Annotated in this window: 1 protein-coding gene (only partly in view); it reads right to left on the reverse strand. The window is 63.8% G+C overall.

Annotated elements, in window-relative coordinates; all coding sequences use genetic code 11:
- Positions 1 to 12,163, reverse strand: partial view of a putative Ig domain-containing protein gene (locus ACILSL_RS14625; RefSeq protein ID WP_395732783.1) — the final stretch only. It continues 18,290 nt past the right edge of the window; the window shows 12,163 of its 30,453 coding nt (coding positions 18,291-30,453); its start codon lies off the right edge, out of view; the stop codon is at positions 1 to 3.

The raw sequence follows: 12,163 nt of genomic DNA on the forward strand, positions 1-12,163 counted from the left end.
CTACGGCTTCACCAGGAAGAACGCCCGGAAGCCATCCAGCAGCGGCAGGTTCGTCACCTCCAGGCCGGTGGTTTCATCCACCCACTGGGACTGCTCATTGAGCAGGTAGTTTTGATACACCGCCGTGGCAGGATCAGTGTCTCCGCTCCACAGGCGCAGGCGTGAGCCGATCACAAAAGGCTGCGAACCCGGAGTCTTGGCCGTGGCCAAGCCAGTGCCGAGCAACGCGGTGCCTGCGGTCTGCGGCAGCGCGAGTGCCGCGCTGCGGACCTCACCCACGAAGGTCAGTGTGGCCGGCGTGCTGCGGATCTGCACCAGCATGCCCGTCTGCGGCGGGATGGTGCGGGCGGCATCATTCGCCAGTGCGGCATCTCCATCTCGCACCCACTGCGCTTCACCGTTGGTCGCACTCTGCAGCCAGTCGATCTGGAACTGGCCGCTGGCGCTGTCAAAGAACATGACGCGGTCTGCCGTGTCCGCCGTGGCGGCAGCCTGCAGGCCGGCCACCGGCACCAGCGCACCGAGCGTCCAGTGCGGACGGATGCGGATGCGTGCACCGGCCAGCGCGCTGTCCGCGCTGGTGGTGAGGGAGATGCTGCTGCTCGTAGAAGCCGTCGTGTCCAGATCCCAGGTGCGGCCGGTCAGCGCACCGCTGAGCACTTCCGCATAGTAGCTCACACCATTCTGCAACTGCGTGCGGATGTCTCCACCGTTGATGTTCAGCACCACCGTGCGTCCACTGACCGAGGCGACCTGGCCCGTGTAAACGGCAGGCAGCAGCAGCGGCATGGACAGCGACTGACGGCCCACCGCAAACTGCATGCGTGCCCAGCCCTGCGCACCCGTGGTGGCCGTGGCTTCAGGCGTGCCGTCGAGGTTCGCATCCAGCGTCACCTTGAGGCGCAGGTAGCCGCGTGCCGCGCCACTGAAGGCGGACTCCACCGCGCTGTAGCGCAGCGTTTCTGTCTGGTCCGCGTTAGCCGTCGTCACAGGAGTCAGCGCCAGCGTGGTCCAGCTGCTGAGATCATTGCTGCCTTCCAGCGAGTAGCGCACGTCCGCATGCCCGCCTGCAGGCCGTGAGAGCACCGCATCGATGGCGCCCGTGACCGTGTTGTTCACCAGCGTGAAGCGCGACACACCCAGGCCGCTGCCACCCGCCGTGCCCAGCGCGTACTCCAGCAGGTTCGTCTGGCCATCCGCATCCGGATCATCATTCGGACTGTTGAGTCCGCTCAGGCTGTTCTGCGTCTGCCATGCCGTGAAGGTCGTCGCGGTGCTCACCGTGCCGGGATTGGTCACCAGATTGCGTTTGATCTCCACGCCATTCGGCGAGCCCGCACTGCCCAGGAAGCCGAAGTCCACGGTCATCATGCCGGAGTCATCCGCCGCATCATCCATGAAGGACTGGAAGCCGTTTTCACCGGTGGTGGCGGTCACGCTGCTGTTCAGCGGCATGGTGCCGTAGGCCAGATTGATGATGCCGGAGGTGATGCCCGTGGCAGACGGCTGCGTGGCGTCATCGCCATTTTCATCAAAGCGGTCATCCTTGCCGGTGTCCGCATTGGTGGTGGGCTGCACATCCCCGGTGCCCGCCACCGAGGTCATGCCATCAAGCGGTGCGCCCACGGCAAACATGCTGGCAGGAATGTGGACGTAGTAGGCCGCTGGCGCGGTGGCGTAGAGCATGTAGGTGCCGTCTGCAGCAGTCACCGCCTCAGACACCGGCGTGTCCGTCACCGCCTGCGCCTGCTGGAAGAGCTGCACCGTGACGCCGGCCATCGCCACATCGATGCCGGACTCATACGTACCGTTCGCATTCGCGTCGCGGAACACCAGGTTGCCGACCATCAGCGCCTTCGCCTTGAGCCCCAGATCGATGGTCAGGTCAATGTTCGCATCGTCATCATTGTCAGCGGTCTTGCCGAATCCGGTTTCACGGCCATCCGTGTCCGTGGGCAGCGTGCCCGCCACCAGGGAGAATCCGGCGGTCACCACTCCGGTCGTTTCCGGATTGGCCGCGGGTTGCACGTTCTGGTTCAGATTGTCGTCGCTGCCGTTGGTCGTCAGCGCACTCGGCACCAGGAAATTCAGCGGGCCCGTGGCAGCGAACTGCGTGGCGGGGATGCGCACATGGTAGGTCTGCGGAGCCACCGCCGGCGGTGCGTAGAACAAATACTTGCCCGTGCTGTCCGTCGTCGTGGTGCTCACGACTTTCTCCGTACCAGCGCCATCATTGCACACGAGTTCCAGCTGAATGCCCGCGAGGCCGCTGTCCACGCCAGCCTGGTATTTGCCATCTGCATTGGCGTCACGGAACACCAGATTGCCCACGCCCAGACGTGTGGAGAAACCAAAGTCGATCGTCAGGTCCGTGTTGCTGTCATTGGCATCATCTGAAGTGCCCTCGAAGCCGCCTTCCTGCGCGCCGGTCGGTGCGGCATTGGCCGTCAGCGTGACCGCTGGCGCCGTGATGCCCACCTGCTCAGGGCTCTGCGAATCGATGCCGTCTTCACCCAGGTTGTCATCCCCCGCACTGGCGGCGGCCTGGTTGCCGCGCAGAGACATCATCTTGTACAACGGTCCCGGACCCACCGGACCTCCATTGATGCTGATGGATGCCTTGAAGTTGTCTGCCGCCACATGCACCGTGTAGACACCGGGGCTCAGATTGGTGAAGAAGTAGCGGCCGCTGGCGTCCGTCGTGGTGCTGCGGATGTAGCTGGTGGACCCCGCCGTGCCGCTTCCTGCATACAGCAGCATCCACACGCCGGGCACCCCTTCGCCTGCATCCGCCACGCCGTTGTTGTTGGCGTCGTTGAAGACCATGTTGCCGATGTTCATCAGGCTTGGCAGCGAGCCGCCGCTGAAGCCCATGTCGATCGTGAGATCCACATCCGCATCATTGTACTCGTCCATCGAACTGAGGAAGCCGGCTTCACCCTGCGGCTCTGTGCCGTAGGCGAGGGCGAACACCGTGGAGCTCACGCCCGTGCTCGTCGGACTGGCGGCATCCTGGCCGTTTTCATCCACGTCGTCATCCTGGTTGTCATCACTGCCGGCACCAGTCACCGAGGTCGTGCCAAAGAGTGCGCCGCCGCTCGCAAACTGCGTCGCGGGGATGTGGAGGAAGTACTGCCCTTCCTCATACGTGTTCAGCAGGTAGGTGCCGTCGATGCTGGTCGTCGTCTCCATCACCGGCGTGGCGGTCGCAGGATCGTCACCCACCTTGAAGAGGCGCACCTTGGCCCCGGCCACACCGAAGTCCGCGCTGTCATAGAGGCCGTTCGAATTCACATCCCGGAAGATCAGGTTGCCCACGCTCAGCGGCTTCGGCGCAAAGCCCAGATCGATCGTCAGGTCCACGTTCGCATCGTCAAAGTCATCGCTCTCGGAGTCGTAGCCGGTTTCCGTGGTGGCTGCGGTCGGCGACTGCGCCGGCACCAGGGTGAAGACCGCCGTGCGTGCCCCGTCCACCAGCACAGAGCCCGTGGTGTAGCCGTCCTGTTCCGTGTCATCATCACCCGCCGTCGTCGTCGGCACGGCTGAACCCACCGCCGCTGGCTTCGAAGGCACCAGATTCGCCAGTGCACCACCTTCCAGGAAGTTGCTGGCAGGGATCTTCACATAGTAGCTGCCCGGCGCCACGCTGAAGCTGTAGAGACCGGCGCCGTAGGTCGTGGTGCTGCCCACCGCCGTCGTTGCGTTCGCTTGACTGGACCACAGCTCGACGGTCACGCCATCGATGCCGTATTCAGTACCCGGATCAAACAGGCCGTCGTTGTTCAGGTCATTGAAGACCACGTTGCCAACACCGGAGCGCAGCACAAAGCCGAGGTCCACGGTGAGATTGGTGGAGGCATCATTGAGGTCGTCGCTGGAGCCCTGATAGCCGCCTTCCTGGCTGCCGGTCGGTGCATTGGTCGGAGTCAGGTCAATGACGGCCGTCTGGATGCCATTGATGGAGGGGTTGCCATTGTCGAGGCCGTCTTCACCCACGCTGTCGTCACCGCTCTGCGTGCCAAGCACGCTGGCATACCCGTACAGCGGTGAACCAAAGTCAAACTGCCACGAAGGCACGCGCACAAAGTAGCGCCCCGGTGGGAGGTCGGCGAAGAGATAGCTGCCGTCCGTGTTCGTGGTGGTGGTGGCCACCGCTGCATCAAACGGAATGAGCGCACCTTCCTTATACAGCTCCAGGGTCACGCCGCCCACGCCTTCGCCGGCATCCGCACGGCCGTTGTAGTTCGCATCCAGGAACACCAGATTGCCGACGGCCACGGAGCGGAAGAAACCGAAGTCGATCGTCAGATCGGTGTTGGCATCGTTCGCATCATCCATGAAGGCGTTGCTGCCAAACTCACCAAGTGAATCCGTCGGCTCGTCACCCGGTGACAGGTGGAACTGCGCAGACTCCACCCCCGTGGCGGACGGATCAGCCACATCGATGCCGTTTTCATCCACGTTGTCGTCCACGCCATTGTCAGCGCCATCGCCGGGCAGCGAACGCCAGCCGGAGAGAGGCTTGCCCGCCGCAAATTCCGAGGCTGGAATGAAGATCTTGTAGTCGCCCTCCACCAGGTTGCTGAAGATGTAGCTGCCACCGTTGTTCGAAATCACGGTGGCGATCGGATTGGCCGTATGCACGTCCGCCGCCGCGTTGAAGAGCTGCACCTTCACGCCGTCGATGCCTTCACCGGCGTCATAGACACTGTTGCCGTTGAGATCCACGAAGACCAGGTTGCCCACGCCCACGCCGTTCGGGTTGTTCAGTTCAAAGCCGAAATCGATCGTGAGATTGAAGTTGTCATCATCGAACGAGTCGGCCGAATTGAACGCACCAGTCTCACCCGTGGCGTCGGTCGGCTCCGCATTCACCGCCAGCGTGAAGACCGCGCTGCTGATGCCGTTGAGGAATGGGGACGCGTTATCAATGCCGTTTTCACTGTCAGGCACGTCATCATCCACCGCCAGGGAGGCGCTGCTGGCGCCCGTGAGGGAGGAGAGTCCGTTGAGCGGACGCCCTGGCTCAAACTGCGTATACGGAATGTGCACAACGTAGTCACCGGCGGTCAGCGAATTGAAGAAATACTGGCCGCCGTTGCTGGTGATGGCGCTGTAGAGCGGCACACCAAATCCGGGTGTCTGGCTGCTGCGGTAGAGCTCCACCGTCACACCGTCCACGCCTTCGCCCACGTCGGCCCTGCCGTTTTGGTTGGCATCCACGAACACCAGGTTGCCCACGCCCACCGGCGTCTGGAAACCGAAGTCGATGCTCAGATCGATCGCCGCATCGTTCTGGTCATCAGACGTGTATTCAAAGCCGGTCTCACCGCTGTCATTCGTCGGCGCATTGCCGGGGTAGAGGCTGATCACCAGAGACGACACCCCGTTGTCCGTGGGCAGGCCGTCATTGATGCCGTCTTCACCCACATCATCATCACCCACCAGACCTTCAAGAATGCTGATGCGCTGATACAGCGGGCCTCCGGCCTGGAACTGCGACGACGGGATGTGCACCACATAATTGCCGGGGCGCAGGAAATTGAAGCCGTAGCGGCCTGCCGCATCCGACGTGGTGATGGACAGCGGATTGTCCACTTCAGGGAACTGCGTGTCCGTGTAGATTTCAACGCTCACTCCGGCCAGGCCTTCGCCCGAGTCATAGTGGCCGTTCGAATTGTTGTCCGCGAACACCATGTTGCCCAGCGCCACCGGACGGAAGAGACCGATGTCCTCCGTGAGGTCGATGTTGATGTCATTGAGATCGGTGGAGGAGTCAAAGCCCGTCTCCGAGGTTGTGTCCGACGGCGCCTGATCACGCACCAGATTGATGATCCCCGTGCTCACACCCGTGATCCACGGCGTGTCCGTCGGCAGCGCATCCTGGCCCGTGTTGTCGTCACCCGCAGTGACAACGGGCAGGCTGTAAAGACCGCGCAGATTGCCGCTGGATTCGAACTGGTAGGCCGGCAGATGGATGAAGTACTGTCCCTGCCACAGATTGCTGAAGAGGTAGAGACCGCCGTTGGCTGTGGTCGCCGTGGCCACTGGCGTGGACACTCCGGGAGTATCGCCCCAGCGATAGAGTTCGATGGTCGCATCATCCCGGCCCTCGCCCACGTCGAAGCGGTTGTTGCCGTTGTCATCCACAAACACCAGGTTGCCGATGCCCATGATGCCCGGCTCCACAAAGCCGAAGTCCACCGTCATGTCCCCGTTGGCATCCACCGTGTAGTTGTCCAGTTCGCCACCACGGCCAAATTCCGCGCCGGAGGAGCCGTTGCCCACAGGCTCCGCACCGGGAGTCAGCGTGATCAGCGGGCTCTTCACCACCGTCTTCGGACCACCGGGCTGACGACCGCTGTCATCACCGTCGATCTGGTCATCCAGGTTGGACGAGATCGGGCTGCTGTAGCCGCTGCCTGCCAGCGGCAGACCGTCCACAAAGTTGGACTCGGGGATCTGCACCTGGTACACGCCCGGAGCCTGGCCGGAGAAGTAGTAGAAGCCCTTGTTGTCCGTGTAGGTCCAGCCCACGAGGAACTCGGCGCCGTCGGCGGAGTCGCCATTCACATCACGCCACAGGTCCACGCGCACTCCGGGGATGCCCAGCTCGGCCGCATCCTGGATGCCGTTGGCATTGTCATCATTCCACACCAGCGAACCGATCGCCACCGAGTCCGGCAGCGGCGCATACGGACGCCCGATGGCCAGGTCACGCGGACCGGACCAGACTTCAAAGTTCGGACCCGGCGGCCGTGGGATCGGCACTTCATGCACATTGACCGCTCCATTGGGCGCTCCGGTGACGTCCACACTGATCAGCGCACCGCTGTTGTAGCTGCCGGCGTTCACCGGCTTGCCCCAGCTGTAACCGGTGATGTAGAGCTTGTTGTTCGATGGGTTGAATTCAATGTCCCGCGTGTCCACCTCGCCTTTGCCTGCGCTGGAAAGCGTGCCGATGAGCTGCGGCAGCCCCGGCGCGGCTGGCGTGCTGAGATCAAGGCTGAAGACTTCCCCGTCGGAGCGGTTGATGCCGTAAAGCGTGCTGCCTTCGATGTCGATGCCCGAGATCAGCGCGATGGAACCACCGCCCGGCACCATCGCAATGAGCTGCGTGTCGGTGACGATGGTGTTGAGCAGCGCGCCCGTCGTCGTGCTGTAGCGGCGCACTTCGCGGGTGTCGTTCGTCTGCACCACGAGGTAGAGGTTGCCATCCGGGCCGAAGTTCATGTCTTCCACCCCCGTCTGGCTGATGAAGGTGTAAGGTGCTGCCGTGCCGATCGGCTTGCCCGGCACCGCTCCCGTCGGACCCTGGAAGCGCACAACGCGGCCGCCGTTCACATCAAACACATAGAAGTTCCCGTCCGGGCCGATGGCAAACTGCGTCACCAGGCTCATGCTCGTGACGCTGTTGTCCAGCACCGGCCCCAGGTCGGTGCCGGTCGGGCTGATCTTGCGCAGGTTGCTCGCGCCATAGTGGGCCACATACCAGTTGCCGTCCTGACCCAGCTCCATACCATAGGGCACGTCGCCATAGTCCGCATTGCCCTGGCTGAGACTGTTGCCAAACGCAGGCACCAGGGAGCCGGAGTAAAGCCCCGTGCTGGAATCGAAAGTCTGGATGCTGTCCGCCTGCGTGGCGGACACATAGATGCTCGGCGCCACATTGAGGAAGCCAAAGTCGATCGTCGTCTCCTCATAGGTGCCGCCGCCGGTGCCGGGCTCGTCTGCGGCGGTGAGCGTGATCACGGGGCTGTTCACCGCACCACCGCTGAGCTGCAGGCCGTTGTCATCATTGTCCACGCCGTTGTCCACAAACGCGGTGCTGCTGCTGGAAAGCGGCTGCGCAGCCGGCGCACGCGGGATGCGCACATAGACTTTCAGCGGCGGGACCGAGGTGAAGAGATAGGCCCCGCCAGCGCTGGTGACGGTGGTTTTCAGCAGCACATCATCCGTGCCGCCGATGCTGCCGTCCGCGCCTGTATTCCACAGCTGCACCGTGACGCCGTCGATGCCCGGCTCACCGTTGTCACGCAGTCCGTTGTCGTTCGTGTCCTGCCAGACCAGGTTGCCCACGTTCATGCCGCGGAAGAGGCCGAAGTCGATCGTGTTTTCCGTGTCCGCGTCGCCGTCATCCACAGTCGGCTCGCCACCCGTGGCGAGGGTGATGACGGGGGAGAAGACCGGCGTGCCGGGACCACCGGGCTGGGAGGCCGCGTTGTTGTCATTGTCCACGCCGTTGTCCAGGTTCACCGGATTGCCGCCGATGATGTTCAGCTCGGACGGCATCAGCACGCGCATGAAGTAGGTGCCGGGCTGCAGATTGATGAAGGTGTATTGCCCCTGCCCGTTCGTGGTCGTGCTGGTGAACATCAGATCGCTGTTCGGACCGCTGCCACCGATGGCGTGGTCCGCACCCGGATCCCAGAGTTCCACGGTGACGCCGCTGATCCCGGATTCGCCCACATCACGCAGACCGTTGAAGTTGCTGTCTTCATACACCGTGTCGCCGATGCTGAGCCCCTTCACCAGCAGCGAGTAGGACTGCGTGGCGGAGCAGTTGTAGGCGTCCGTGCTGCGCACCGTGAAATTGGCCGTGCCATACACCTGCGCCGATCCTGAAAGCAATCCGCTGGAGGAGACCGTCATGCCCGCCGGAGGAGAGCCCGCGATCACCGCATACGTGTACGGTCCGGTACCGCCGCTGGAGCTGAGCTGCTGGCTGTAAGCGATGCCGTAGTAGGCGCTCGTCAGCGAAGTCGGCGTGATGCTCACAGACGGGCAGTTGACCGACAGCGTGTAGATCTGGGTGGCGGAGCAGTTGAACGAATCCACCGTCTGCACCGTGAAGGACGCCGTCGTCGCCTGCGTCGGCGTGCCGGAAATGAGGCCGCTGGAGCTCATGGAAAGTCCCGCTGGCAGTGCGCCGCTGGCCACGCTCCAGGTGTAGGGAGCGCTGCCGCCTGAAACCGTCAGCGAGGCCGTGTAAGCCGTGCCCACCACGCCGTTCGTGAGCGTCGCCGGAGAGATGGTCATCGTCGGACAGACAATGGTGATGCTGTAGGGCTGCGTGCCCGGTGCTCCGTTCACATCCAGCGCCTGCACCGTGAAGGAATAGGTGCCGGGGGCCGCCGTCGTGGTGCCGGAGATCGCGCCTGCGGTGGAGATCGACAGGCCTGCGGGCAGGCTGCCGGTCAGCTTGCTGAAAGTGTAAGGCGCCGTGCCGCCCGTCGCCGTGAGCTGCGTGAAGTAAGGCACCAGACGCGTCGCGTTTGAAAGCGTGGACGGCGTGATGAAGATCGGCGGATAGTTCACCGTGAAGGTGTAGGACAGCGTCGAGGAGCAGTTGTCCGCATCCGTCGCACGCACCACGAAGGTGAAGCTGCCGAGGCTCGTCGGAGTGCCGCTCAGCACACCGCCACTGCTCAGGGTCATGCCGGTGGGCAGCACGCCGGAGGCCAGGCTCCAGGTGTAGGGGGAGGTGCCGTTCGCCGCCGTCAGCGTCTGGCTGTAGGCCGCATACTGCACTCCCGCTGGCAGCGTCGCAGGTGTGATCGTCAGCGTCGGACAGGCGATCACGATGGCCAGCGCCTTGGTCACCGAGCAGTTCACCGAATCCGTGGCACGAACCGTGAAATTGTAAGTGGCAGGCACGGACGTCGGCGTGCCGGAGATCAGACCGGCCGTGCTCATGGACATGCCCGCAGGCAGCGCCCCGGAGGCGAGAGTCCAGGTATACGGCGTGGTGCCGCCGGACGCGCTGAGCTGCTGGTTCGGATACGCCACATTCTTCGTCGCGCTCGGGAAGGTCGGCGCCGTGATGGTGAAGGACGGGCAGTTCACCGTGATGGCATACACGCCGGACTTGGCGCAGCCGTTGGCATCCGTGGCGGTGACGGTGATGTTGTAGGTGCCCGGCGCGCTGGAAGGCGTGCCGCTCAGCACCCCGCCGCTGCTCAGCGTCATGCCGGTGGGCAGCGTGCCGGTGAAGCTCCAGACATACGGGCTGTTGCCATTGCTGGCGGTCAGCGTCTGCGGGGAGTAGGCCGCATACTGCGTGGCCGCAGGCACCGTGGTCGGAGACAGCGACAGCGCCGGACAGGTGACCACCCAGGTGAAGGAAGTATCCAGCGCGCAGCCATTCGCATCCGTGGAGCGCACCACAAACGTGTACGTGCCCGGCGCACCCGTGATGGTGCCGGAAAGCAGACCGCTGCTGGAAAGCGTCGCACCGGCGGGCAGCGTGCCGGAGGGCCGCGTGTAGGTGTAGGCCGAAGCGCCACCCGTGGTGCTGAACTGCTGGCTGAAGGCCGTGTTTTGCGCCACCGAGGAAAGCGTGGTCGGGGAGAGCGTCAGCGTCGGGCAGACCACGCCAATCGTCATCGCCTGCGTGGCGGAGCAGTTGGAGGCGTCCACCACTTTCACCGTGAAGCTGTAAGTACCCGCCGCGGCTGTGGGCGTTCCGCTCAGCGAACCACTGCTCGAAAGCGTCAGCCCGCCTGGCAGCGCGCCGCTGGCAATGCTCCACACATAAGGTGAGTTGCCGCCGGCCGCGCTGAACGTGGCCGAGTAGGACGAGCCCTTCTGCGCATTCGTCAGCGTCGCTGGCGTGATCGTGATCGCCGGGCAGGAGCGCAGGCCGAAGTCGATCGTGTTTTCCGTGTTGGTCACGCCGCTGGTGCCAGGCTCACCACCGGGAGTCAGCGCAAAGATCATGCTGTTGATCACCGAACCCGCACCACCCGGCTGCGAGCCGTTGCTGTCATTGTTCACGCCGTTGTCCGCGGTCGCCACCACGCTGCTCGCCAGCGAGTAGGCGGCGGGCGGCGTCAGGCGCACGTAGTAGTTGCCACCGGTGTAAACCTTGAAGCTGTAGGAGCCGCCGCTCAGCGTGGAGCCCGTCAGCAGCACCGTGTCTGCATTCAAGCCGGTGCCGCCCACGGCATTGTCCGCGCCGGGGTTCATGAGATCCACCTGCACCCCGCTCACCCCGGTTTCCGTGCTGTCCTTGAGGCCGTTGTTGTTGAGGTCATTCCACACCAGGTCACCCACGGTGATGCCGGAGAACAGACCAAAGTCGAGCGTGTTGTTGCCATTGGTGCCGTCGCCATCCACGCCGCTGGCGGGTTCCGTGCCCACCTGCAGATCGATCACCGGCCCGTACACAAACGTGCCCGGCCCGCCTGGCTGGCTGCCGTTGTTGTCATTGTCCACGTCGTTGTCCAGCGTCACCACCACGCTGCTCACACCCGGCACGCTCACCGTCGGCGTCACACGCACGTAGTATTTGCCCGGCACCAGATTGCTGAAGGCATACACTCCCGTGCTGCTGGTCAGCACGCTCGCACCCACCTGCGTGTCCGCATTCGCGCCGCTGCCGCCGATGGCGTTGTCCGCCCCCGGATTGAAGAGCTGCACCGTCGCGCCGCTGATGCCGAGTTCCCCGGCATCGCGCAGACCATTGCTGTTGGCGTCATTCCACACCAGGTTCCCCACGTTCACCCATGGCGAGACAGAGCACGGCTCCGTGGCGATGGTGAACACTCCGGATGGATCCGTCACAAAGGAGCCTTCCGTGGCATAGCTGAAGGCCGTCAGCGCGCCGTTGCTGTCATACGTCGGCGTGCTGCTCAGGTCCACCATGTGCAGCTCCATGCCCGTGGCGCCCCCGGTCTGGATGCCTTCCCACGTCGCCGCATTCACACCCATCGCGCTCCAGTTCGTCACGTTGTTCACGCGGCTCACATCGATCACGCATTGGAAGCGCACATTGCTGCCCGTTTCAGTGACCTTGTTCAGCATCACGTCTCCCGCCGTGCTGCTGCCGGCCACCGTGCTCACCATCAGGTTCGCCGCCGTCTGCCAGCTCTGGCTGCCCAGCGTGGCATCATACTTGTAAATCGTCACCACAGGGCTGCCGCGCGTGATGCCGTCCACATACACGATCGCATGGTCCGCCGTCGCAGGATTCCCGCCCGTGCTGACGAGGAACCACAGCGCGTCCACCTTGGAGGCCCCGATCTGGTTGAACGTCAGGTCCAGGTTCAGGCGGCTCAGCGCGGCGTCATAGATCACGTCCGCCTTGTTCATCGTCGCCACTCCGCCCTGCGTGTAGTTGAAGTCATACGCCTGCACCGGCGTCCATTCCGTCGCTCCGCTC

Source organism: Prosthecobacter sp. (assembly GCF_044222345.1).
Classification (GTDB): domain Bacteria; phylum Verrucomicrobiota; class Verrucomicrobiia; order Verrucomicrobiales; family Verrucomicrobiaceae; genus Prosthecobacter.